The 23,204-nt window shown below is 60.4% G+C and carries 24 protein-coding genes and 1 pseudogene; 21 read left to right on the plus strand and 4 right to left on the minus strand.

What is annotated here, in order from left to right:
* From FKV23_RS12125 to FKV23_RS12140, 4 genes and pseudogenes are all read left to right on the plus strand, one after another.
* Positions 1-612, plus strand: a complete 612-nt coding sequence (locus FKV23_RS12125; RefSeq protein ID WP_141624077.1) for a nitroreductase family protein — start codon at positions 1-3, stop codon at positions 610-612.
* Positions 597-1,528 (plus strand): annotated as a pseudogene (locus FKV23_RS12130) (5'-3' exonuclease). Before FKV23_RS12125 ends, FKV23_RS12130 begins: the two are co-directional and overlap by 16 nt.
* Before the next feature lie 61 nt (positions 1,529-1,589).
* A complete protein-coding gene (locus FKV23_RS12135; RefSeq protein ID WP_141624078.1) occupies positions 1,590-2,156 on the plus strand; it encodes an NUDIX hydrolase in 567 nt (188 codons plus the stop codon).
* Positions 2,157-2,582: a hypothetical protein gene (locus FKV23_RS12140; protein ID WP_141624079.1), complete on the plus strand. Its 426-nt coding sequence runs from the start codon at positions 2,157-2,159 to the stop codon at positions 2,580-2,582. It abuts the gene before it with no gap.
* 181 nt (positions 2,583-2,763) lie between these two features.
* On the opposite strand, the gene pip is transcribed toward FKV23_RS12140, so the two are convergent.
* Together pip and prmC are read right to left on the minus strand one after the other, a co-directional pair.
* Positions 2,764-3,705 carry a prolyl aminopeptidase gene (gene pip / locus FKV23_RS12145; protein ID WP_141624080.1) on the minus strand — a complete coding sequence of 314 codons (942 nt, stop codon included), beginning with the start codon at positions 3,703-3,705 and terminating at the stop codon, positions 2,764-2,766.
* Positions 3,706-3,736: 31 nt separating this feature from the next.
* Positions 3,737-4,564, minus strand: a complete 828-nt coding sequence (gene prmC / locus FKV23_RS12150) for a peptide chain release factor N(5)-glutamine methyltransferase (protein WP_141624081.1) — start codon at positions 4,562-4,564, stop codon at positions 3,737-3,739.
* Positions 4,565-4,953: 389 nt separating this feature from the next.
* Here prmC and ahpC point away from each other — a divergent pair, with 389 nt between their 5' ends.
* From ahpC to FKV23_RS12165, 3 genes are all read left to right on the plus strand, one after another.
* Positions 4,954-5,517: an alkyl hydroperoxide reductase subunit C gene (gene ahpC / locus FKV23_RS12155; RefSeq protein ID WP_141625182.1), complete on the plus strand. Its 564-nt coding sequence runs from the start codon at positions 4,954-4,956 to the stop codon at positions 5,515-5,517.
* Between the two features lie 252 nt (positions 5,518-5,769).
* Positions 5,770-7,356 (plus strand): alkyl hydroperoxide reductase subunit F, encoded by a 1,587-nt coding sequence (gene ahpF, locus FKV23_RS12160; protein WP_141624082.1) that lies wholly within the window; start codon positions 5,770-5,772, stop codon positions 7,354-7,356.
* A 177-nt stretch (positions 7,357-7,533) separates the two neighbouring features.
* Positions 7,534-8,457, plus strand: a complete 924-nt coding sequence (locus tag FKV23_RS12165; protein ID WP_141624083.1) for a LysR substrate-binding domain-containing protein — start codon at positions 7,534-7,536, stop codon at positions 8,455-8,457.
* A gap of 38 nt (positions 8,458-8,495) precedes the next feature.
* Here the strand turns inward: FKV23_RS12165 and FKV23_RS12170 are convergent, their stop codons facing one another.
* Together FKV23_RS12170 and FKV23_RS12175 are read right to left on the minus strand one after the other, a co-directional pair.
* Positions 8,496-8,939, minus strand: coding sequence for a VOC family protein (locus FKV23_RS12170; protein ID WP_141624084.1), 444 nt, complete (start codon positions 8,937-8,939; stop codon positions 8,496-8,498).
* A gap of 84 nt (positions 8,940-9,023) precedes the next feature.
* Entirely contained in the window at positions 9,024-9,827 is an 804-nt protein-coding gene (locus tag FKV23_RS12175) for a helix-turn-helix domain-containing protein (RefSeq protein WP_141624085.1), read from the minus strand.
* 127 nt (positions 9,828-9,954) lie between these two features.
* Between FKV23_RS12175 and FKV23_RS12180 the strand changes: the two genes are divergently transcribed.
* The 14 genes from FKV23_RS12180 to FKV23_RS12245 all read left to right on the plus strand — a co-directional run bounded on the left by FKV23_RS12180 (position 9,955) and on the right by FKV23_RS12245 (position 23,159).
* Positions 9,955-10,590: a hypothetical protein gene (locus tag FKV23_RS12180; protein ID WP_141624086.1), complete on the plus strand. Its 636-nt coding sequence runs from the start codon at positions 9,955-9,957 to the stop codon at positions 10,588-10,590.
* Between the two features lie 320 nt (positions 10,591-10,910).
* The gene (locus FKV23_RS12185; protein WP_141624087.1) at positions 10,911-11,393 is read left to right on the plus strand and encodes a hypothetical protein; all 483 of its coding nucleotides are present in this window, start codon (positions 10,911-10,913) and stop codon (positions 11,391-11,393) included.
* Positions 11,394-11,464: 71 nt separating this feature from the next.
* A complete protein-coding gene (locus FKV23_RS12190; protein WP_141624088.1) occupies positions 11,465-12,151 on the plus strand; it encodes a hypothetical protein in 687 nt (228 codons plus the stop codon).
* Between the two features lie 700 nt (positions 12,152-12,851).
* Positions 12,852-13,244: an alpha/beta fold hydrolase gene (locus FKV23_RS12195; RefSeq protein WP_141624089.1), complete on the plus strand. Its 393-nt coding sequence runs from the start codon at positions 12,852-12,854 to the stop codon at positions 13,242-13,244.
* Between the two features lie 95 nt (positions 13,245-13,339).
* Complete coding sequence (locus tag FKV23_RS12200) at positions 13,340-15,280, plus strand: nuclease-related domain-containing DEAD/DEAH box helicase (protein WP_141624090.1); 1,941 nt, start codon at positions 13,340-13,342, stop codon at positions 15,278-15,280.
* 122 nt (positions 15,281-15,402) lie between these two features.
* Positions 15,403-16,095 carry an alpha/beta fold hydrolase gene (locus tag FKV23_RS17835; RefSeq protein ID WP_141624091.1) on the plus strand — a complete coding sequence of 231 codons (693 nt, stop codon included), beginning with the start codon at positions 15,403-15,405 and terminating at the stop codon, positions 16,093-16,095.
* 611 nt (positions 16,096-16,706) lie between these two features.
* Positions 16,707-17,594 carry a hypothetical protein gene (locus FKV23_RS12210; protein ID WP_141624092.1) on the plus strand — a complete coding sequence of 296 codons (888 nt, stop codon included), beginning with the start codon at positions 16,707-16,709 and terminating at the stop codon, positions 17,592-17,594.
* A gap of 39 nt (positions 17,595-17,633) precedes the next feature.
* Positions 17,634-18,647, plus strand: coding sequence for an amidohydrolase family protein (locus tag FKV23_RS12215; protein WP_167285199.1), 1,014 nt, complete (start codon positions 17,634-17,636; stop codon positions 18,645-18,647).
* A gap of 441 nt (positions 18,648-19,088) precedes the next feature.
* The gene (locus tag FKV23_RS12220; RefSeq protein ID WP_141624094.1) at positions 19,089-19,580 is read left to right on the plus strand and encodes an ankyrin repeat domain-containing protein; all 492 of its coding nucleotides are present in this window, start codon (positions 19,089-19,091) and stop codon (positions 19,578-19,580) included.
* A gap of 103 nt (positions 19,581-19,683) precedes the next feature.
* On the plus strand, positions 19,684-20,400 hold the full coding sequence (locus FKV23_RS12225; protein ID WP_341867560.1) for a trypsin-like serine protease: 717 nt from the start codon (positions 19,684-19,686) through the stop codon (positions 20,398-20,400).
* Positions 20,401-20,589: 189 nt separating this feature from the next.
* A complete protein-coding gene (locus FKV23_RS12230) occupies positions 20,590-21,192 on the plus strand; it encodes a rhodanese-like domain-containing protein (protein WP_141624095.1) in 603 nt (200 codons plus the stop codon).
* Positions 21,193-21,579, plus strand: a complete 387-nt coding sequence (locus FKV23_RS12235; RefSeq protein WP_141624096.1) for a hypothetical protein — start codon at positions 21,193-21,195, stop codon at positions 21,577-21,579.
* 40 nt (positions 21,580-21,619) lie between these two features.
* A complete protein-coding gene (locus FKV23_RS12240) occupies positions 21,620-22,417 on the plus strand; it encodes a hypothetical protein (RefSeq protein ID WP_141624097.1) in 798 nt (265 codons plus the stop codon).
* 133 nt (positions 22,418-22,550) lie between these two features.
* Entirely contained in the window at positions 22,551-23,159 is a 609-nt protein-coding gene (locus FKV23_RS12245) for a GyrI-like domain-containing protein (RefSeq protein ID WP_141624098.1), read from the plus strand.
* Positions 23,160-23,204 lie beyond the last annotated feature (45 nt).

Raw genomic sequence — 23,204 nt, forward strand, 5'->3', positions numbered from 1 at the left:
ATGTCGCCCATTGATCCGATAGCCGGCGCCGCGCCCGGCGCCCAAGACCCCCTCCACCCGCTCGACAGCCGCCGCTCGGTCCCGGCCCGGCAACTGGGCGAACCCGGCCCGAACGAGGCCACCCTGCTGCGCATGCTGCGCTCGGCCTGCCGTGTCCCCGACCACGGCAAGCGGGTGCCGTGGCGATTCCTCACGATTCGCGGCGACGCCCGCCATGCGCTCGGCGAGCGGCTGGCGGCCCTGACCCGCGAGCGCGACGCCAGCGCCGGGGACGCGGCCATCGAGAAGGACCGCATGCGCTTCTCGCACGCGCCGCTGGTGGTCGCGGTGGTCGCCCGGCTCGGCGCCGACGAGAAGATTCCGGAACAGGAGCGCCTGCTGTCGGCCGGCTGCGTCTGCTTCGCCCTGCTGCAGGCCGCCCAGGCGGTGGGCTTCGGGGCGACCTGGCTGACCGGCTGGCCGGCCTACGACGCCACCGTGAAGGACTGGCTCGGGCTGTCGGCCGAAGAGCGCATCGTCGGCTTCATCCATATCGGCACACCGCGGATGCAGGCACCCGAACGTGAGCGCCCGGACCCGACCGCGTTGCACGAGGAGTGGCAGCCATCGTGAGCACTGCACCCGCTCGACCCGCGCTCTACCTGGTCGATGCCAGCCTGTACGTGTTCCGCGCCTGGCATTCGATGCCGGACGAGTTCAGCGATGCCGACGGATGGCCGACCAACGCCGTGCACGGCTTCGCCCGCTTCCTCGCCGAACTGCTCGAACGCACCCGCCCCGGCACATCGCGGTCGCCTTCGACGAAGCGCTCGACTCCTGCTTCCGCAACGCGATCTACCCGGCCTACAAGGCCAATCGCGAGCCCGCACCGGAAGCACTCAAACGCCAGTTCGCGCACTGCAGGTCGCTGTGCGTGGCACTCGGACTGGACGTGCTCTCGCATACCGAATACGAAGCCGACGACCTGATCGGCTCCGCCGTACATGCGGCCCGACCTCACGGCTTCCGCTCGGTGATCGTGTCGGCCGACAAGGACCTCTCGCAGCTGCTGCACGACGGCGACGAGCAGTGGGACTACGCCCGCAACCTGCGCTGGGGCGCGGACGGGGTGCCGGCGCGGCATGGCGTGGAGGCACGCCAGATCGCCGACTACCTCGCCCTGACCGGCGACAGCATCGACAACATTCCCGGCGTACCCGGCATCGGCGCCAAGACCGCGGCCGCCCTGCTCAACCATTTCGGCACCCTCGATGCCTTGCTGGAACGCATCGAAGAAGTGCCGTTCCTGCGCATCCGCGGTGCCGCCAGCACCGCGAAGAAGCTGCGCGAACACCACCAACAGGCCCTGTTGTGCCGGCGCCTGACCACGATCGCGCTCGATGCGCCGATCGACGGCGCGCGCCCCCACTTCGCCCGCGGCAATGGCGATCGCGAGGCCCTGCTGGCGCTCTGCGAGGCCCTGCGTTTCGGTCCGATGACCCGGCGCCGGCTGCACGAGGCAGCGGGGCTGGAATTCATCGCCTCCTGAAACGGCGATGTCCTGAAACGGCGGAGGCGCCCTGAAACAGCCGTCGCGGTACCATCGGCGCATGGATACCGCCACTGACGACAGCATCTCCGAACAGACCGAAACCCTCTACGAAGGCCAATGGCTGCGGCTGAGCCGTCGCGGCAAGTGGGAATTCGCCGAACGCACCCACGGCAACGGCATGGCGGTGATCATCATCGCCGTCACCCCCGACGACAAGGTCGTGTTCGTGGACCAGTACCGCACCCCGCTGGGCGCGCGCACGATCGAGATGCCGGCCGGACTGGTCGGCGACGACCATGCCGACGACACCCTGGCCTCGGCCGCAAAGCGCGAGCTGATCGAGGAAACCGGCTGGGAAGCGGCCCAGGTCGACGTGCTGCTGGTCGGCCCGACCTCCTCGGGCATGAGCAGCGAACGTATCGCCTTCGTCCGCGCCCGCAACCTGACCCGCATCGGCCCCGGCGGCGGCGTCGACGACGAGGACATCGTCGTCCACGAGATTCCCCGCGACGAGGCCCCCGCCTGGCTGATGCGCAAGCAGGCCGAAGGCTACGAGCTCGACCTCAAGCTCTGGGCCGGGCTGTGGATGATCGATCGCAATCCAGATGGTTCGGAAGCGAGGTAGATGAAATACCCGGCCCTGGCTCTCCTTGGAATCATCCTGTGCATCGCCCAGGCCCTGGCAGCCTTCTACACGCTCGGGGAAAGCCCGTCGTCCGCATGCCTGTCGTGCTCCATTGAAGCCGAAGTTTCGGAGTACAGCCTGTTTGCATGGACCACCGCGCTGATCGTTTTCCTTGCGTGCAGGCGGCTGGCCAGCGGGCGGGACACGCTCCTGCTGGCATTGGCCTTCGTGCCCACCTGCCTCCTGGTGAACCACGCCATCTTCGTTTCAAGGGTTGCTTCATGGAGCACGTTCACACTCGCCGACGCGCTGGCCGTAACGATTTCCCTCTCTTACCTCTCGATCGCCATCGCCACAGCCGTGTTCACGCTGGCTGCCGGCTTCATCGTGGCCCGCACCCGCCCCGACAATGAACCCATGTCCTGAGGCAGGCACCCGAACGCCGGGCATCTGAAGGCCGCGCGGCAAAACTCCACCAATGACCGCGCTCCCTGCCGGGCAGCACCTTGTCGATGGCGAACGGGGCGGCAGGTGGAATCGAGACCGGCCCGGCGACAAGGCGCTTGGTCCGCACCGTGTCGCCGAACTGTCCCGGGCGACGGCCAGATCAGGCGAAACGATCGGTCGCCGCGACCAGCGCGTCGATGTTCTCGTCCTCGAACGCCGAATGGCCGGAGGCCGGGGTGATGACGAGGTCGGCCTTCGGCCAGGCCTTGTGCAACTCCCAGGCGTTCTGCACCGGGCAGACCACGTCGTAGCGGCCATGCACGATCACGCCGGGGATGTCGGCGATCTTTCCAACGTCGCGCAACAACTGGTCGTCGACCTCGAAGAAACCGCTGTTGACGAAGTAGTGGTTCTCGATGCGGGCGAAGGCCAGGGCGAAGTGCGGATCCTCGTGGCTTGAAGCGAAGTCGTCGTCCACGTGCAGGAAGCTGGTCGCCCCTTCCCACACGCTCCACGCGCGCGCGGCGGCGAGGCGGGTCGCTTCGTCGTCCGAGGTCAGGCGGCGGTGGAAGGCAGAGATCAGGTCGTGGCGCTCGACCACCGGGATCGCCGCGATGTAGCGCTCCCAGGCCTCCGGGAACAGCCGCGAAGCGCCTTCCTGGTAGAACCATTCCAGCTCCCAGCGACGCAGCATGAAGATGCCGCGCAGCACCAGTTCGGTCACCCGCCCGGGATGCGTTTCGGCGTAGGCCAGCGCGAGGGTGGAGCCCCACGAGCCGCCGAACACCTGCCAGCGCTCGATACCAAGCTTGTCGCGCAGCTTCTCGATGTCCGCGACCAGGTCCCAGGTGGTGTTGTCGACCAGGTCCGCATGCGGGATCGAGCGTCCAGAACCGCGCTGGTCGAACAGCACGATGCGGTACTTCGACGGGTCGTGGAAACGCCGCATCTTCGGGCTGCAGCCCCCGCCGGGTCCACCGTGCAGGATCACCACCGGCTTGCCGTCCGGATTGCCGCACTCCTCGAAATAGAGGCTGTGCCGGTCGTCGACCTTGAGCATTCCGCTGTTGAAGGGCTCGATTTCGGGGTAGAGCTTGCGCATGCCTTGCCTCGGTTCTGCAGTTCGCGACAGTTTACCGGCCGGGCGCACGGCCCAGCGTGACACGATCACGCTGTTCGAGATCGCGTTCGGTCGCGACATCGATCAATCCGGACGCCTCGAACAGCGCGCGCACCGCCACGCCCTGCTCCCAGCCGTGCTCGACCAGCAGCCAGCCGCCGGGCTTGAGGTGGTCACGCGCGCCGGCAGCGATCTCGCGGATCGCATCCAGCCCGTCGGCGCCCGAGGCCAATGCGGTGCGCGGCTCGGCGCGCAGGTCGCCCTGGCCCAGGTGCGGATCGTGGTCGGCGATGTAGGGCGGGTTGCTGGCGATCAGGTCGAAGCGACGCCCGGCCAGCGGCGCGTACCAGCTGCCGTGATGGAAACCGATGCCGGGCAGGGCCAGCGCTTCGGCGTTGGCACGGGCGACTGCCAGCGCGGCCTTGCTGGCATCGACGGCGGCCACCCGCGCCTGCGGGCGCTCCATCGCCAGCGCCAGCGCGATCACGCCGCTGCCGGTGCCGAGGTCGGCCACCTCCAGTTCGATCCCTTTCGACAGCCGTTCCAGCGCGCGCTCGACCAGCAACTCGGTCTCCGGGCGCGGGATCAGGGTGTCGGCGGTCACCGCCACGTCGAAGCGCCAGAACCCGCGCCGACCGGTCAGGTAGGCCACCGGTTCGCCGGCGCGGCGGCGTGCCAGCAGGGTATCGAAGGCGGCCAGTGCCTCGGCATCCGGTTCCTCGTCGCCATGGGCATAAAGCCAGCTGTGCGGACGACCGAGCGCATGCGCCAGCAGCGCCTCGGCATCGCCGGGCCCGGTGCCCTCGCGGGCGGCGCGCAGCAGTTCGTCGATGCGGGGCATGGCGGCTCGTGTCGTCGGTCGGGCGGACATCCTACACAGGGGAAACGTGGCGCCCATGCGGGCAAGCCTTTCGCAATCCAAGGCAACGCCGAACAAGTCTCGGATCCTCATCCCGGGGAAAGCCGGGAACCGGCTTTCCAGGCGCTTTCTGAAGAGCTGGATCCCGGCGCTCGCCGGGAGGACGGTTCATTCAGCATCACTGCGATAGCTTTTATCTATCAAATTAATTCAATCAATCAACTTGATTGAAATCGACCGCATCCCTACTCTTTCGCTATCGCGGCGCTGCCCATTCAGGTCGGCGCCCGGCTTCCAAGCCAGTTTTCCCACCCCGACCAGAAGGACTGTTCTGAATGTCGCTCATCAACACCCAGATCCACGCCGGCCCCGTGTCGCTGATCAACACCCACGTCCCGCAGTTCAAGGCCGACGCCTTCCACGACGGCAAGTTCATTGAAGTGACCGACGCCGACCTGAAGGGCAAGTGGTCGGTGCTGATCTTCATGCCGGCCGCGTTCACCTTCAACTGCCCGACCGAGGTCGAGGACGCCGCCGACAACTACGCCGAGTTCCAGAAGGCCGGCGCCGAGGTCTACATCGTCACCACCGACACCCACTTCTCGCACAAGGTGTGGCACGAAACCTCGCCGGCGGTGGGCAAGGCCAGGTTCCCGCTGGTCGGCGACCCGACCCACCGGCTGACCCGCGCCTTCGGCGTGCATATCGAAGAAGCAGGCCTGGCCCTGCGCGGCACCTTCGTGATCAACCCGGAAGGCCAGATCAAGACCGCCGAGATCCACGACAACGCGATCGCCCGCGACGTCTCGGAGACCCTGCGCAAGCTGAAGGCCGCCAGGTTCGTCGCCGAACACCCCAACGAGGTCTGCCCGGCCAAGTGGAAGGAAGGCGAGAAGACCATCGCGCCGTCGCTGGACCTGGTCGGCAAGATCTGATCGCTCAGCGACCCCAGCTCTCCCCCCGGGCGGTCACGCCGCCCACCTCGCCCTTTCCGTCAAGGAGAGGGCACCCAGGCGGCATCCCGAAGTGCCGCCAGGACGCCCGGCTCCGGCCGGGCCGTCCGTCGCGGGTCCGCGTACCCGTTCCGAATGTCCGCGGCGCCCGGATCCCTCCCCCTCTCTCCCGGTCCGGATGCCGCGGCATTCCCTCCCCCTGACTCGACCAGATTTCCCGCCTGGAGCCGCCCCATGCTCGACGCCGCACTCAAGACCCAGTTGAAGGCCTACCTTGAAAAGGTCACGCAGCCGATCGAGCTGGTGGCCTCGCTCGACGACAGCGCCAAGTCGCAGGAGCTCGACGCCCTGCTGCGCGACATCGTCGGGCTGTCCGACAAGGTTGCCTACTCACGCAACGGCGACGATGCGCGCAAGCCGTCATTCGCGATCCGCCGCATCGGCACCGATGTCCAGGTCGCCTTCGCCGGGCTGCCGATGGGCCACGAGTTCACCTCGCTGGTGCTGGCGCTGCTGCAGGTCGGCGGCCACCCGCCCAAGCTCGATGACGAAGTGATCGAACAGATCCGCAACATCGAAGGCAAGTTCACGTTCGAGACCTATTTCTCGCTGTCCTGCCAGAACTGCCCGGACACCGTGCAGGCGCTCAACCTGATGAGCGTGATCAACCCCAACATCAAGCACACCTCGATCGACGGCGCGCTGTTCCAGGCCGAGGTCGAGGCACGCCAGGTCATGTCGGTGCCGACCGTGCTGCTCAACGGCGAGGTGTTCGACACCGGCCGCATGAGCGTCGAGCAGATCCTCGCGAAGATCGACACCGGTGCCGCCGACCGCGCCGCCGAGCAGATCAAGGCGAAGGACGCATTCGACGTGCTGGTCGTCGGCGGCGGCCCGGCCGGCGCCGCGGCCGCGATCTACGCCGCCCGCAAGGGCATCCGCACCGGCATCGCCGCCGAGCGTTTCGGCGGCCAGGTGCTCGACACCATGGCGATCGAGAACTTCATCTCGGTCCCGCACACCGAAGGCCCGAAGCTGGCCGCCGCGCTGGAACAGCACGTCAAGGACTACGAGGTCGACGTGATGAACCTGCAGCGCGCCGAGGCATTGGTTCCGGCTGACGACGATGGTTTGGTCGAGGTGAAGCTCGCCAACGGCGCCTCGCTGAAATCACGCACGGTGATCCTGTCCACCGGCGCACGCTGGCGGCAGATGGGCGTGCCCGGCGAGGACGAGTACCGCAACAAGGGCGTGGCCTACTGCCCGCACTGCGACGGCCCGCTGTTCAAGGGCAAGCGGGTGGCGGTGATCGGCGGCGGCAACTCCGGCGTCGAGGCGGCGATCGATCTGGCCGGGATCGTTGCCCACGTCACCCTGATCGAGTTCGACGGCAAGCTGCGCGCCGACGAGGTGCTGCAGCGCAAGCTGCGCAGCCTGCCCAACGTCGACATCATCGTCAGTGCGCAGACCACCGAAGTGTTCGGCGACGGCCAGAAAGTCACCGGACTGGCCTACAAGGACCGCGTCGGCGGCGACCTGCACCGCATCGACCTGGAGGGCGTGTTCGTGCAGATCGGCCTGCTGCCCAACACCGAATGGCTGAAGGGCACCGTGGAACTGAGCCCGCGCGGCGAGATCGTCATCGACGCACGCGGCCAGACCAGCGTGCCGGGCGTGTTCGCAGCAGGCGATGCGACCACCGTGCCGTACAAGCAGATCGTGATCGCGATGGGCGCCGGCTCGACCGCCGCACTCGCCGCCTTCGACCACCTGATCCGTACCTCGGCCCCGGCCGAGGTGAAAGAAGCGGAGGCAGCATAGTGTGCCGTCGTCCCGGCGGAAGCCGGGATCCATTTTGATTTTGCCCGCCCCGAATCAGCCACCGGGAAGCAGATGCGGAATGGATCCCGGCTTCCGCCGGGATGACGGGGAAACAAACATCCTGGCGGACCGCAGGCAGCCCATCGCCCCCCACGCCCCGTCACCGAGGAGTCTGCCATGAACCTGCGTGACCTCAAGTACCTCGTGGCACTGGCCGAGCACAAGCACTTCGGTCGCGCCGCCGCGGCCAGCTTCGTCAGCCAGCCGACCCTGTCCACCCAGATCAAGAAGCTGGAGGACGAACTCGGCGTCGCCCTGGTCGAGCGCGCACCGCGTCGGATCATGCTGACCCCGGTCGGCCATGAGATCGCCGAGCGTGCGCGCAAGGTCATCGCCGAGGTCGAACAGATGGCCGAGATCGCCCGCCGCAGCCAGGACCCGGAAGCGGGCACGGTGCGGCTGGGGATGTTCCCTACCCTCGGCCCCTACCTGCTGCCACACGTGGTGTCCGGCCTGCGCGAACGCTTCCCGCGGCTCGAACTGCTGCTGGTCGAGGAAAAGACCGACCAGATCCTCTCCCGCCTGCGCGACGGCCGCCTCGACGCCGGTCTGCTCGCGCTGCCGATTCACGACGACCAGTTGCACATCGAGCCGCTGTTCGACGAACCGTTCATGCTCGCGGTGCCGCGTCAGCACCCGATGGCGGCGCGCGACCACCTGCAGGTCAACGACCTCGACGACCAGCACCTGCTGCTGCTGGAAGAAGGCCACTGCCTGCGCGACCAGGCGCTCGACGTCTGCCGCATGGCCGGCGCCGACGAACGCGACGGCTTCCGCGCCACCAGCCTGGAAACCCTGCGCCAGATGGTCGCCTCCGGCGTCGGCATCACCCTGCTGCCGATGCTGGCCGTGCAACCGCCGGTGCCACCGTCACCCGGCATCCATCTGCTGCAGTTCGACGGCCAGCCGCCGCACCGCCAGATCGCGATGGTCTGGCGCAAGAGCTCGGCGATGGACGGCTTCCTGCGCAAGCTCGCCGACGAGTTCCGGGGTCTGCCCGACGCCCTGTTGCAGCCGCCACAAGCTCAGCCGACACACTGAGGCGGACCGGCTTTCACATGGCATGCCGCTTGTAGCACTCAACACGGATCGACGATCTTCTCGTAGCGCCGCTGCATCTCCTCGGGCGTGACCTCCTCGATGCTGTGGCCGATGTTCCAGCGGTGGCCGAACGGGTCGCGGACCACGCCGGAACGTTCGCCGTAGAACATGTCTTTCGGCGCCATCAGCAGGGTCGCGCCGTGGGCGACGGCGCGCTCGACCAACTCGTCGGCATCGTCGACATGGATGTGGATCGTCACGTTGTTCGGGCCGTCGGGATCAGGGCGACGCACACCGATCTCGGGGTACTCCTCGCTCAGCATCAGCGTGCTTCCGCCAAGCGAGACCTCGGCATGGCCGATGCGGCCGCCGGGTTCGACCAGGCGGAACAGTTCGGTCGCGCCGAACGCATCGCGGTAGAAGGCAATCGCCTTTTCGGCATCGTCCACGCAGATGTAGGCAAACAGTTCATGCACGGCCATGACGCTTCTCCTCGTCGAATCGGGTGCGACCAGACTGCCCGTCACCGTCGCCCGGGTCTTGAACGGAATTGACCCCGAGCCCGGTCAGCGCACCGCCCCGACCGGCAGGTGATGGGCGGCGTCCGGACGGGCGGCACGATACGCGCGCGGCGTGACCCCGGACAGCTCGCGGAACTCGCGACTGAAATGGGCCTGGTCGCTGTAGCCCGCCGCGAATGCCACCTCGGCCAGCGCGCCGCCGCGCGCGAGCATCCGCAGCGCACGCCGGAACCGCCGCAACCGCGCGTAGGCCTTGGGCGGCAAGCCGGTCGCCTCGCGGAACCGCGCGATGAAATGCCGATGGCTGTGCCCCGACGCCGCCACCGCATCGGCAACGCTGCCCGCGCGGGCGAGATCGTGCAGCGCCTGCGCGATCTGCGGATGCAGGGCCCCGACCGGACGCAGCCGTGCCCGCAACGCGGCGGCGAACAGGTCGAGCTGGCGCGACGGATCGGCCTCGGCCTGCAGGCGTTCGAGCAGCAGCCCGGCCTCGCTTCCCCACACCTGATCGAGCGGCAGGTGGCGGCCGGCCAGCTCGGCCGCGCTGCAGCCGAACAGCGCCCGCGCCGCACCCGGCCGCAACACCGCACCGACCGAGCGGCCAGGTGTCGAAGTGTCCTTGATGCAGTGCCCCATCCGCACACCGCCGATCACCGCCTGCGAGACCTCATGCCCGACCGTGTCCGCACTGCCGGCATACAGCCGCAACGGCGCATCGAGCCGGATCGCCAGATGCATCGCCCCGCTCGGCAGCGAATGCTCGCGCGGCGCCCGCGCCGCCTCGCCCGCCGACACCCACAGGGTCTCGACATACGGTTGCAGCGCGGCATCCGGGCAAGCTCTGGCCATGGGGCGAACGATACACCCGACGATGCAATGTCGCGGGCAGGATGCACGTGCCCGGGGCAACTACCGCCGCCCCGGGTTACGGCGTACCCTGTGATCCGGGTCACGGATGCTGCAGGGGGCGCATCGGATGGGGCGAGGGATCTGGATCGGGCTGCTGATCGTTGCCGGCATCGGCTGGTGGCATTCGCCCTACTCGCCACGCGACCACGACAACACCGCCTACGCCGCGGACGTCGACTGCGCACTGCCACCACGGGTGACGCCCGGCGCCCCGCCGCTGCAGAGCGCGGTCCCGAGCCGGATGTCCGGCATCGACCTGCCCACCGCCCGGCTGACCCCGCTCGCCGGTTTCAGCCTCGACGCCCGTGTACTGTCGCGCCGCGACTACAGCCGCGACCGCGAAGCCGACCTCTCCCCCACCGACCTTGCCCTCGGCTGGGCCCGCATGAGCGACGACGCCGTGCTCGACCGCCTGGCCATCAGCCAGTCCGGCCGCTGGTACCACTACCGCTGGCAGGGCAACCCGCCCCTGCCCCCGCGCGAGATCGCCAGTTCCAGCGCCAACATGCACCTGATCCCCGCCAACAGCGACGTGGCGAAACAGCTCAAGACCATCAAACCCGGCGACCGCGTCCGCATCGACGGCTGGCTGATCGAAGCGCAGGCACCCGATGGCTGGCGCTGGCGCAGCTCGACCTCGCGCACCGATACCGGTGCGGGGGCGTGCGAGGTGGTTTATGCGTGCTCGATCGAAAGGGTGTGAGGGAGCTTCGAATGTTGGCCAACGCCAGCGGAGAATACGAATGAGCAGCAGGGGCCCCCGCCTGGGTCAAGTCGGAGCGCCAAGTGCTGTCATGCAGCCAGGCGCAGACATCAACTCAAATTTGCAGCGATACCCGACAGCACCCCGAAACAGTCACAAAGGTGATTTGGCCGACAACTGCCTACCCCAGGGAAATTCAGCACAAACTGCTGTTCTTGCAGAGAAAGCATATGATTGTCCGCAAGTTTCAACATCAACAAAATCGAAGCACTGCCCCGAAATTAGGATCATTAGGTAGCTAGGCGTCTTAGGAGAGTTCAATGCTAAAGCTGTACAAGCAGATCGATGGAAAACTTCACTACAACGAGGCTTGGGCAGAGCCAGAGAATGAAGCGATAGTTGAGCATTGGGGTGTGATTGGGGAAAAGGGAGAGACAAAGAATCATCCGCTCGCTCCCGACTTGGACGAGGATGAGCAGATCTCATTAGTCCTTTCCAGTGCTGCGGAGAATGGGTTCGCGCCGTTCGATGATGACGACATGAGAATCCTGCTTGTGGAGTACGCCGTAGAGGGTATGGGCACAAAAGCTGACGTTAAAAAACGGCAGGACTTGGAGGGCGTGCTCAATGAGAGCCTGGGTTGGACTGGGCTCGGCCACTGCGATGGAGGCAGTATCGGATCAGGCACCATGGAAGCTTGTTGCTATGTTGTCGACTTCGGGATCGCAAAGGACGTCCTTATCAAGGACCTCGCAGAAACTAGATTTGGTGATTACACAAGAATTTACGATGAAAACGCCTAACAATTCATTTAGTCTGAAACCGCTTCGCGGTTCTGATTAATTCAGGCGTTAGGGGGCTTGGAAAAATACCGATGATTTGCCAGGAAGTCATTCGCGGACTAATCACTCTTACCGTTGGACTGATCGTCGCGAGAGTAGGTCTATGGATCTACTTTCGACAGAAAGAGTATGAACTTGTAAAGCAGAGATACCTTGAGCAGTCTGTTGATTTGATCGCAGCAGAGCTGGAGTCGGTTAGCGGAGCGTTTAATCACAACTGGGCTCGGTGCTTACATGTGCTAAAGGAATACCGCGACTCTGAAGAACAATTTGACAGAGACCAGCTCAACGATGGTTTTACTCCACTTTCGGGCTCCAACTTTCATCGCCAAGCTCACCACAGACTGCGAACTCTGGTTCAATCCAATACCTTCTGGGATGCTTATCAAGTTGCACTTTCGTTCTATCACTCAGCAAATGCCGTAATAGTCAAGGAAATCCCTCACGCTATCCGAGCAAAGTTCTCTGGCAATGTTGGCGCACCACACTCTGAGATAGTCAGCCGCGCATACGACGAACTTGCCAAGCTACATCGAGAAAGCGAAAGATTTGCGCCCTTGCTAGGCAGCTTGCAGGCTATTGCTTCTGAACTTGAGCAGGAGAACCTAAGTTTCAAACAGGTTCGTACCTTTCATAGGCGCAAGGTGACACTTGACGCAGTAGAAGATCTCAATACTTCATTTTCAAAAGACTTCGAGAAGCACGAGTTCACCCCCTAACAGTTATTCAATCCGAAGCCGCTTCGCGGCCCGGCCTAATTCAAGCGTCAGGCCTCACAGGAGAAGTGCTCGTGTACGAGATAGAGATCTGGCTTGACATTCAGTTCTCAGAAAGAGGCACAACGACTACAGCATGCACTCTTTTTGGGCGACACGAAATACCCGTTAGACCCCACCTCGGCGAGTCAATTTCATATCATCCAAAACGGTGTCAGAGTGACTTTCCGCTGCCTCATCACTCGGCAGCCGCAGATAGCGCACCCATTTGTTCGTCGTGCTTAGTAAGTGACTCTGACACCGTTTTTGTTGTGACACCGTTTTTGAAGCCGCTTCGCGGCTCGGCTTAATTCAGGCGTTAGCGCTCAGGGGAGGCGCCCATGCAGTTCCACGAATTTGGCGACCCAGACGGGACACCACTTGTTTTCTTCATGGGCACGCCGCAAAAAGGCGACTATGGACAAGAGCTTTCGGAACTCGCACAAGAGCATGGCATTCGACTAATCTGCCCCACTCGACCGTGGTACGACGATCCGGATTCCGAACCATCATTTGATCTGTGCTCGGACAAGACGATGGAGTACCTGCGAAACAATAGCATCGCGTCATGCCACGCAATGGGCGGTAGCGGGGCGGGCCATTCGCCTTGCACTTGTCCACAAAAAATCCTGGCGTGGTGTGCGCGTGCTATCTCGTGGCCTCAATGGGCACGCCCAAGACCTTTGTGGAAAAGGTGACCTCGCCACCCACATTGGAGTTGTTGGAGCTCTTTAGAGACAACAGCTATGACGCAGCAATCGAGCAACTTGGGGCGTGGGGACTTCCGCGAGACCTCGCCCATGGCGCCTGGTCTGATTTCAAAGTTCTTCTTGGGCCTTGGGATTCGATCCGCTTCGATGCCGCGCCAATGGTCTTTATTCACCATGGCGAAGGGGATGATAATGCCCCGATCGAGAGTGTTCGCGATCTCGCAAGCAAGCTGCCAAAATCGGAAATTCGTATATCCCCTTACGCTAGCCATGCCGGACTTGCCGAGGATGATTCTTGTACAGAGATGGCAAAAATTTTTCGTGAAGTATCAGGTGCTGAGCGCTAACAATTCGTTCAAGCCGACGCCGCTTCGCGGCTCGGCTTAATTCAGGCGTTAGCTGCCTATGATACTTTGTGCCACGCGAGCGAAGGGAACCCCTGATGGCTGACATTTTTCCATGTCTTGAAAACATTGAGCGGTTAAAGGTGCCTCCTACGCCCGGCGAGATGGCACTTGCCACGTACATGGCCCAGAGGCTCTCAGACGAGTACGAGATCTTCTTTCAACCGTTTCTGAATGGTGACATGCCAGACATTATCTTGATGCGGAGAGAGGGCGGGGTCGCGATAGTTGAGGTAAAGGACTGGAATCTAAGTTCATATAGTGTTGACGATAAAAATCAATGGAGAGAACGCGCTGGAAATCATGTGATTCGATCCCCCTTTAGGCAGGTCTTCGGCTATAAATCCAATATGTTCAATTTGCACATTAACGGGTTGGCTGAGAAAAATGCACTCAATAATAATTTTTATGGGATTATTAAACCATTCGTTTACTTTCACGAATCAACAAAGGAAGATATTAACGAGCTTTACCATTCAGCGGAAAGCTCACTTAGGCAGGCTCGCGATGAGCTCAATCAAAGTTTCAGAAATCGCGAGATTCCGCATGCCGCATATGAAAAAAGGCTTGGCTATTTAGACAAAAAACTTAGACAGATTGGTCGTGACAAGGGCATGTCGGTACTTCCGAACGACTTTTCAAAACTAACCAATTGCCTAAAACAAAACCACGTTCTGTTTACCGATCTAATTCATGACGAATTTCTAAGATACCTTAAGCCTCCGTATCACGTTGAGAGCCAAGGAAAGAACATCGATTATGATGCCAAGCAACTTAAGCTTGCACAAAGCGTGCCTGGGTTCGCCAAAATTAAAGGGGTTGCCGGCTGTGGAAAAACAACGGTGCTGGCCAAGCGAGCGGTCAATGCTCACAAGAGACACGACGACAAGGTTCTGATTTTTACGTACAACAAGACATTGCGAAACTATATTCGTGACAAGATTAGCGAGGTTAGGGAGGATTTTTCCTGGGGCGCTTTCGGAATCACGAACTATCACGCATTTATCGCCCAAGAGATGAACCAGTGCGGCATGGAGGTTTCCCCGCCGGATGATCGAAGAGCCGCGTCTCAATATTTTGACAAACTATATTCTGATGAAAATTTGTTCGATGGGTTCGAGGAGCAGCTTTACAAGTACAAAACTATTCTTCTAGATGAGGTTCAAGACTACAGGCCGGAATGGATCAAGATCATTAGGAAGTACTTTCTTTCGGATGACGGCGAGATGATACTTTTCGGTGACGAAGGCCAGAATATCTATGAGAGAAATATTGGCAAGACGAATTCAGCCATCGTTCAAGGTTTTGGACGCTGGGAGCGGCTGACAAAATCCTACAGATCAAAAAGTGATTCCGAGATCCTCAGGGTGGCGAATGCGTTTCAGAATAGTTATCTTTTGGAAAAGTACGACATCGATCTTGTTGATGTCGATCCCGTGCAATCCAGCATGGCTTTCGAGTTTTTTGAGGGATGTTTGCTGCCTTCCCCAATTGATTGCACTGCCATATACAAGAAAATTTACAGCATATTAAGGAAATATCAGATCCACCCGAATGATGCATCTATAATTTCCTCTAGTATTGAAGTTCTCAGAAAGCTAGACACCATAATCTGCAGAGAAACCAACGAGAAGACGCAAACTACTTTTGAAACCGAATACGTATATCAAACGCTGGCTGATAAATACAAGAAGGATCAGAATAAGCTTGGTAAAGCGCTGGATGCTATTCGGGGCAGCAAGAAATTCAGCTTTAACTTGAACAGTGGGCTTATAAAACTATCGACGGTGCACAGTTTCAAGGGGCTGGAGACTTCGACCTCGTTCTTTATTATTCTGGAGGAGGATGCCGATGAGATGGTTTATACCGGAATCACTAGAGGCCGTGACAACTGTTTTGTTTTAATCGCTGAGCCGTCGAGATTTGTGGGATTTTTCAGGGACGCCTGCAAAGTTCCAATGTTGGGGATTGAGGCGTGATCAAGGCGGCAGCTAACAAATCGTTGCAGCGGACGTTTGACCCGCCACCCATTTTTGCTTCCGCAAAAACGGGCGTCGCCTCAAACGCCGCTGAACTCAGGCGTTAGCGCCCTAGAACCAACATGACCGCACTTGTGGTTCTCCCAGGCCTAGATGGCACCGCGACCCTCCACACTGAGTTCCTGACGGCAGTTGGTACGGCATTCGATTCGGTCGTCGTTATCCCGTATCCACCGGATAAAGCTCTCGGCTATGCCGCGCTCGAGAGACTGGTCAGGGCGCAGCTTCCTCCAACCACGCCGTTTGTGCTCTTGGGCGAGTCCTTCTCTGGCCCCATCGCACTCTCCGTTGCCGCAGACCCGCCGCCCAATCTTGTGGGCCTAGTTCTCTCCACAACCTTTGCCAAGACTCCCGTTCCTTTGCTTTCGCCGTTGGCCACGCTTACGCGCATTGCACCAGTGCGCTCCCTGCCGCCTTCGGTTCTGTCGTGGCTTCTGCTTGGTCGCTGGGCCACACCGCAGTTGGAGGCGTCACTGCAAACCGCTTTATTGGCTGTAAATCCCGCAGTGCTCCGGTTCCGCGCAGCAGCGGCCATACGGGCCAATGTATCGGCTCGTCTCAGCTCAATTTCTGCACCACTCCTCTACCTGCGCGCCACTCACGACAGATTGCTTTCTGTGACTGCCGGTCGGCATATTCTCTCGGCACTTCCGCAATGCACCACCGCAGACGTTGCTGGACCTCACCTCCTGCTGCAAGCTGCTCCGACAGAGTGCGCTCGGGCTGTGGCTGCCTTTTCCAGGCATCTCGGCTAGGGCGCTAACAATTCCGAAGCCGCTTCGCGGCTCGGCTTAATTCAAGCGTTAGGCCGCTATCGAATGTACGTGCTCACTGAACAACTTCACGCAGACGGCGATCCAAACCTGCCATTCAAGCGATATGGCAAGTACTTGGAGCGCAACAAGAACCGTTTCCCTGCCTCTGCGTTCAAGCTCGCCTCTGGCCCACTTCTCAATGCAGCAGATCGTCGCTGCCCGCATGATGCGTGGCTGGAGTGGGCCCGCTTTGAGGAGCCCGCTAAAGGCAAGCGGCGCCACATTCGACACCTCAGCCTGCGCGTACGCCTACTTGGCGCCTATCACGATCGCTACTTAGAGCTGTTCTATCCCAAGGTGTACTCATACACCATGACAAACCCTGTGGCGTCCGGTGGCCACTATGATTGGCGCTACAGTGAGTTGAGACTCAGCAAGGCCGGAAATGTGCTCCATGAGATTGAGTGGGCTGGGCCTCCGGGCGCTCATGCAACATGGCTAATTGAGGCATCAGATGTCCGGCTACGGTCGCTCCCCATGGACGCGGCCTAACAATTCATTCAAGCCGAAGCCGCTTCGCGGCTCGGCTTAATTCAGGCGTTAGGCAGAATATGAATACTTCGACTCTCTCATTATTCATCGTGGCGGTTCCGCCTATTGTTGGTAGTTTTATTGTCCTTGCTCTGGCTGCTATGGGGTGGAGTGTCTGGATCACTCATTTGTTGGCAATTTTCTTGGCCTGTTGTCTTGGCTTGGCCGGCAGCCACATGAGCAAGCTAGGGAATCACCAGAATATGGCCTTTATTGTAGTTATTCTGACTTTAATTGGGCTTGCGATACCGTTATTTGGAGACTCGACAGGACCTGAGCGCTGGATTCCGGCCGGGCCGTTGAGGCTTTATGTCGCGCCGCTCCTGTTGCCCTCATTTATCGCAGCTTGTTCGGTCTTTATTACCAAAGACGGTAAGCACCAAATTATGTCTCTCGCTGCCGTTCTTGCGGCTGCTTTTTTACTGGCTTTGCAGCCAGATGCGTCTCAGGTTCTTGGGTTGTTGGTTGCTTCTGCTGTTGTTATTGTGCGGTACCGACTTGGCATATTATGCTTCAGTGCTATCGTGATTCCGTTAGCATTGGTCACTATGTGGGCATTCTCTTTGCCAGATCCTTTAGCGCCTGTGCCGCATGTAGAGGAGATCTTTGCCTTGGCTCTTGGTCACTCGTTATTTGCTGGTGTTGCCATAATTGCCAGTGCGATTGCGTTGATTGTCGGGTTGTGGATTCAATCGGTTAGCGGAACTCTCTGGCTATCTGCCGTAGCGGCGTACTACATGGTTTTATTTTTGTGTTCAACCGCGGGAATTACTCCAGCTCCTTTGGTTGGCTATGGTGCAGGGCCAATTTTAGGTTTTGGTCTGATGGTAGGGCTACTAGGGTGGTTTAAGCATCAAAATCTGCCTAACAAATCAATGCAGCCGACCGCTAATGCGGCAGCTGATTGAAGCGTTATGCCGCAGCACCTGGCACTACGGAGGGTCGAAATGAAAGTCTTCATGTTATTACCCTGTGTACTGCTTGCAGGCCTCAGCATCGCGCAAGATCGCTCCCCAATCATTGACATGCACCTCCACGCCAGCTCACCGGATGAATTCGGCGGACCGCAGACGGTCTGCACAAATCGGGATGAGGTCGAGTTCCCACCCGTCGATCCACGCGAAGAGGTAACAGTTCAGAAAACCTCGATCTGCGCCCGCCCGCTGATGTCCGTCCGCGACGGCGAAGAGAATGCGCGCCGCACCGGCGAGATGATGAAGCAATACAACATGTACGGTGTGCTCGACGTTAGCAAAGACGGACTCGAGGCGAGTCTGGCGCACGACCATGAATGGCGCCGCCATGCGCCCGGGCGCTACTGGATCGCAATCGACTTCGCTGGCACAGATCTGCCGCCGCTCGACCAACTTGAGGATCTGATTCGCCAAGGTCGCATCCAGCTATTTGCCGAAGTCAGCCCACAGTATGACGGCGACAAGCCCACCGTGGAGCGGCTAGAACCATATTTCGCGCTGGCAGAACGGCTTGACGTCCCTATAGGTCTTCACCTTGGCGAGGGACCGCCGGGAGGCGCACACGTCATGCCTGGAAGCAACTATAGTCCCGCAGCAGGGCGCCCGCTCGATCTCGACCCGGTGCTGAGACGGCATCCGAAGCTGCGCCTCTACGTCATGCATTACGGGTCGCCGCTGATCGAGGAAATGATTGCGCTGCTCTACTCCCATCCCAACCTCTACGTTGATGTGGCGCAGAACAACTGGGGATTTCCGCGCGCGCATTTCTATCGTCAGCTTCAGCAGCTAGTGGACGCAGGATTCGGCAAGCGGATCATGTTCGGATCCGACCAGATGATCTGGCCAGACACCATCCCCATCGCCATTGAGACGATCAAACAAGCGCCGTTCCTGACGGAGGAGCAGAAACGGGACATTCTCTATAACAACGCAGCGAATTTCCTTCGTCTAGACCAAGCAACCATTGACCAGCACCATGGCAAATGAGGCAGCGGCATAACAATTCGTTCAAGCCGAAGTTGCTTCGCGACTCGGCTTAATTCAGGCGTTAGACCACATGAGTGATACTCACGCAGCTCGGAACCAGCGCCACTACCCGGCAACGGGTGCGTGGGGCGCTGTAGCGGGATTGGTGGCAAGCCTGCTTGCTTGGTATCGCCAAGACTTCTTGTCTGCAGGGTCAGCCATTGCGCTCTACGGCTTGGTACCCCTGGCATTGCTGGCTCTGACGGTCATCATCCCCCGCCTTCCGTCTCGTCCAGCACTGCTTGTGCAAGGCGCCGCGCTACTAGGCTTCGCAGCGTTTTGTTATGGCATGTTCCTGCTGTTGCTCCGTCAGCATGTGGTCTAACAGTTCATTCAAGCCGACGCCGCTTCGCGGCGCGGCTTAATTCAGGCGTAAGACGTTAGGCGTTATGGAGGAGTAGGTTGAGCAAGAAGGTGCCCACTCGACATGTTCTATTCACCGCTCTTTCCTTAGCGTTTGCCATTCTGTTCCAGCTCTATCTAGCGGAACCTCTGGCCTACTGGCTGCGCCCTACGAAGCACTTGTTCAATGAAGCCGGCTGGAAGAGTTTCAGCGAGGATCGCACAGAGAAAGTTGCGTTTCTGCTCAGGCACGGGGCAGACCCAAACGAGATTGTCCTCCGAGATCACGCGGCGATACACGCTGCGGCTCATTGGGGATCTGTCACGGCAATGGAGCAGCTGATTTCAGCTGGGGCTGACGTCAACCTACCCACCACCTCAGAAGTGAACCCAGAAACGCCACTGGATCTCGCGTGTCGTTTTGGACCGGAAACCGTTGATCTGCTGGTACGACATGGCGCCACGCGATTAGGTTCCTACAAGCATACCTACGAAGGGGCTCAAGCCCATCCTGCCTGTAGCGACGATGAGAGCGTTGATACGGATTTATGAGAGATCCATTCCTACCACTGCGCGCACCTAACAGTTCGTCCAAGCCGAAACCGCTTCGTAGCTCGGCTCTATCCACGAGCAAGGTCATTCTCAGGAATCGCACATGACTCGATTTTTGCTGCTCATACTCCTTGCGGCACCATCAATCGCTAGCGCCATCATTATTCGAGATGATGTTGATGATTCAAAGTATCGGATTGCGGCCTCTGAGTTCCCTGCTCTCGTCGATATGCCCGGTGACGGGCACGGCGTACTGATTGCTTCCCAGTGGGTCATTACTGCGGCCCATACGATCCCGATGCATTCTGAACTCAAGCAGGTAGTCATCAACGGGATGTCGAGGGACGTTGACCGCGTCGTCATGCATTCCGGGTACAAGACGCTGCCTCAAGGGCTGATCGATCAGGCAATGGCCAGTGGGGAGGCCATGTTGATAGTGGTGTTTCTTGCCTCATCCGACGACATCGCACTGATCAAGTTGACCCAACCCGTGACGGATGTCGCTCCTGTCGCAATCTACAAGGACAGTGACGAGCCAGGCCAAATCGTCAAGATCGTGGGGAAAGGCGCTACGGGTACAGGAGCCACTGGGCACGACCCCAGAGGCCCCAATCGGACGGAGCTTCGCCGGGCGTTCAACAAAATCACCAGTGCTTACGACCGCTGGTTTTGCTACGTGTTCGACGAGCCATCGTCGGCCCTGCCCTTGAGGGCATACTGGGCAATGGGGACAGCGGCGGCCCCGTGCTCATCCAGATCGATGGCCAATGGTTGTTGGCCGGGATGGGCTCCTGGAAGGTCGTCCAAGGCAACATCATGACGGCCCGGCCCGGGCGCTATGGTCAAACCAGTTGCAATGTCCGCTTGAGCCATTACATCGAATGGATTGAAAGCGTGATGTCTGAGCAGCCGCAGGCGGGGGCTGACAATTCATTCAAGCCGACGCCGCTTCGCGGCGCGGCTCAACTCTGGCGCCAAGCCTGACCACCTGCCATTGAGAGGACAGACAATGAAGTCGAAAATATCAGTTTTGACAGCCACGCTGCTTGTCACTGCACAGGCATCGGCACAGGTGAAGAGCCACCCACCCGCCAACGTCAGTTTCGACGATTTCAAGGGCCTGGTTGCCGAGGTTGAAACGCACCGGGCAAGCCGTCTGGTCGATCTCGATACTTTCATGAAGATGAGCAAGCAGCCGGGAGTCATCATTCTCGATACGCGGTCGACATTTCGCTATGAGCGAATTCACCTCGAAGGGGCGAAACACTTGAGTTTTACCGACTTCACGCAGAACAACCTGCAGGAAGTCATACCTTCCCTTGATACGACCATACTGATCTACTGCAACAACAATTTCGAAGGCAACCAGATCGATTTCGCCACCAAGATTGCGCTTCCCCAGCGAGGAGATTCGTTGTCAGCACAATTCGCCGCTCAAGAGAAGCCCATCATGATGGCCCTGAACATTCCAACATACATCAACCTGTACGGGTATGGATATCGGAATGTGTATGAGTTGGATGAGCTCGTGAACGTAAACGATCCGAGGATCAAGTTTGAAGGATCTATCGTTAAAGTTGGGCCATCGGCCCAGGGAAACGGAGGTAACTAATTGCTCACCCGCATGCAGCCCAACCGGCTGGCGATCATCGGGATCGTGCTGCTTTCCCCGGCCATCGCCTACTTCATCAACTACGTGTCCGAGGCAGCCTTCATCTTGCGGATGTTCTGGCTAGGCGGACCAGAAGGTTCGGAGATGCTGGGCAATCTGGTATCCGCCCTGCTCCTGCCTCAGATCGCGGCATCGCTGATCCTCATCCCGGGCGTGTTGCTGTGCCGGCATGTGATCCACAAGCATGGCTACAACCCGCCCTGGTTCCATCGGACACTGCGATTCTACTGCGTCATCCTGATTGTCATGCTGCCGCTTTACAGCGTTGTCGGCGTCGTCCTGGCGCTTCTGACCCGGGCGCCGCCCATGGCACCGGCCCGCACCTAGCCGTACATGCGGCTATTAGCCGCCCTTGATCGAGGTTTCCATGGCTCGCTATCTCATCGCACTTCTGATGGCACTGGTCAGCATCAACGCGCAGGCTGACGAGCCGCTTCCGGTCGAGCTGCCGCCAGACCAGGAGGCAGCCGCGCTTAAGGAAGCGGAAGCCACCGGCCTTGCGATCTATCGCCATGATCACGCTGCCGCGGTCGCGACAGACGCTGCCCTGAAAATCCGGGCGTTCAAGAAAGACAAGCGCGTGCGTGGGTGGATCACGGAAGAACAGGACGGATTGATCGCCGTCACGTTCATCGAACAAAGCCCGGCGGCGCTGTATCGCGTAGTTGTTTCGGGTGCCGGCGACATCGTTGGAGATGTCGATGTTCTGGAATCCCCGCAACCGCTTACCGAGTTCGAGGCTGCTGCCGTAGCGGCCCGTAGCGCAGCGATTGCCTCGGAGTTCCAGCCTTGTTCCGACAAATACAATTCCGTCGTTCTCCCGTCCGGCGACGACGCACCCGACAAGTGGACCGTCTACCTCCTGCCCGGGACAACCAAGGGCAACGTGGTCCCGATCGGTGGCACCTATCGCATGAGAACGGTCGATGGCGCCGTCGTTGAGAGCCGCGGCTTCACGCGCACTTGCATCGCGCTTCAGAGCGACCCCGGCGCGGCCGGCATGATGATTACCCATCTGCTGGACTCCATCCCTACGGAGGCCCATGTCTTCTGGAGCCTCTGGGCCCGCAGCCCCCTGTACGTCGCCACGCCACCCAACGGCACCATCTGGTCCATAGAGAGCGGAGAGATCACGCTCGTCAAGCGTGGAACGGCCAAGGATTGAAGCGCTTTCCGATCGCCTGACTGTGCTGAGCAAAGGTCGACTTTGCGCTCAGGCGGACTTCGGGGACACTCCTTCCTTTGCATTTTCTGCCCGTAGCCGCTTGGCGCATCGCCAGCCATCATCAGGAGCATTCGTGCCGAAGATCGATCTCAAGAGAGAACTGAAGCATCTCTACCAGCCATCCGCGAAGGAAGTGGTTCAGGTCGATGTGCCGACTTTCCAGTTCCTCATGATTGACGGCGAGGGCGATCCCAACACATCACCTGCGTATGCCGAGGCGGTGGAAGCGTTGTTCTCCGTGTCCTACACGGCGAAGTTCATGCTGAAGAAGGGAGCGCAAGGAACTGACTATGCAGTCATGCCCCTCGAAGGCCTCTGGTGGTCAGACGACATGTCCGCCTTCACCAGCAACGACAGGTCGAAGTGGAGATGGACGATGATGATCATGCAGCCCCATTTTGTGGAGGAAGCGGTGATTCATGCGGCCATCGCGGAAGTGAAGAGAAAGAAGGCGCTTCCCGCAGTGAATGCGCTCAGGCTGGAGAACTTCACCGAAGGAACATGTGCGCAGACGCTCCACATCGGCCCTTTCACTGAAGAAGGCCCCACCATCCAGCGAGTCCACGACTTCATCGGTGCGCGCTCCGCGCTTGCCGGCAAGCACCATGAGGTGTACCTGAGCGACATACGTCGCGCCGATCCGTCCAGGTGGAGAACCATCATCCGCCAGCCCATGGAATGATGGCCGACAGCTGATTCCAGCCGAAGCCGCGTCTCTACACGGACC

Source organism: Lysobacter alkalisoli (assembly GCF_006547045.1).
Lineage (GTDB): Bacteria > Pseudomonadota > Gammaproteobacteria > Xanthomonadales > Xanthomonadaceae > Marilutibacter > Marilutibacter alkalisoli.

Excerpts from the sequence above, each read along its gene's own strand:
- FKV23_RS12125 (WP_141624077.1), top strand. The coding sequence starts at position 1 with ATGTCGCCCATTGATCCGATAGCCGGCGCCGCGCCCGGCGCCCAAGAC.
- FKV23_RS12135 (WP_141624078.1), top strand. The coding sequence starts at position 1,590 with ATGGATACCGCCACTGACGACAGCATCTCCGAACAGACCGAAACCCTC.
- FKV23_RS12140 (WP_141624079.1), top strand. The coding sequence starts at position 2,157 with ATGAAATACCCGGCCCTGGCTCTCCTTGGAATCATCCTGTGCATCGCC.
- pip (WP_141624080.1), bottom strand. The coding sequence starts at position 3,705 with ATGCGCAAGCTCTACCCCGAAATCGAGCCCTTCAACAGCGGAATGCTC.
- prmC (WP_141624081.1), bottom strand. The coding sequence starts at position 4,564 with ATGCCCCGCATCGACGAACTGCTGCGCGCCGCCCGCGAGGGCACCGGG.
- ahpF (WP_141624082.1), top strand. The coding sequence starts at position 5,770 with ATGCTCGACGCCGCACTCAAGACCCAGTTGAAGGCCTACCTTGAAAAG.
- FKV23_RS12165 (WP_141624083.1), top strand. The coding sequence starts at position 7,534 with ATGAACCTGCGTGACCTCAAGTACCTCGTGGCACTGGCCGAGCACAAG.
- FKV23_RS12170 (WP_141624084.1), bottom strand. The coding sequence starts at position 8,939 with ATGGCCGTGCATGAACTGTTTGCCTACATCTGCGTGGACGATGCCGAA.
- FKV23_RS12175 (WP_141624085.1), bottom strand. The coding sequence starts at position 9,827 with ATGGCCAGAGCTTGCCCGGATGCCGCGCTGCAACCGTATGTCGAGACC.
- FKV23_RS12180 (WP_141624086.1), top strand. The coding sequence starts at position 9,955 with ATGGGGCGAGGGATCTGGATCGGGCTGCTGATCGTTGCCGGCATCGGC.
- FKV23_RS12185 (WP_141624087.1), top strand. The coding sequence starts at position 10,911 with ATGCTAAAGCTGTACAAGCAGATCGATGGAAAACTTCACTACAACGAG.
- FKV23_RS12190 (WP_141624088.1), top strand. The coding sequence starts at position 11,465 with ATGATTTGCCAGGAAGTCATTCGCGGACTAATCACTCTTACCGTTGGA.
- FKV23_RS12195 (WP_141624089.1), top strand. The coding sequence starts at position 12,852 with ATGGGCACGCCCAAGACCTTTGTGGAAAAGGTGACCTCGCCACCCACA.
- FKV23_RS12200 (WP_141624090.1), top strand. The coding sequence starts at position 13,340 with ATGGCTGACATTTTTCCATGTCTTGAAAACATTGAGCGGTTAAAGGTG.
- FKV23_RS17835 (WP_141624091.1), top strand. The coding sequence starts at position 15,403 with ATGACCGCACTTGTGGTTCTCCCAGGCCTAGATGGCACCGCGACCCTC.
- FKV23_RS12210 (WP_141624092.1), top strand. The coding sequence starts at position 16,707 with ATGAATACTTCGACTCTCTCATTATTCATCGTGGCGGTTCCGCCTATT.
- FKV23_RS12215 (WP_167285199.1), top strand. The coding sequence starts at position 17,634 with ATGAAAGTCTTCATGTTATTACCCTGTGTACTGCTTGCAGGCCTCAGC.
- FKV23_RS12225 (WP_341867560.1), top strand. The coding sequence starts at position 19,684 with ATGACTCGATTTTTGCTGCTCATACTCCTTGCGGCACCATCAATCGCT.
- FKV23_RS12230 (WP_141624095.1), top strand. The coding sequence starts at position 20,590 with ATGAAGTCGAAAATATCAGTTTTGACAGCCACGCTGCTTGTCACTGCA.
- FKV23_RS12240 (WP_141624097.1), top strand. The coding sequence starts at position 21,620 with ATGGCTCGCTATCTCATCGCACTTCTGATGGCACTGGTCAGCATCAAC.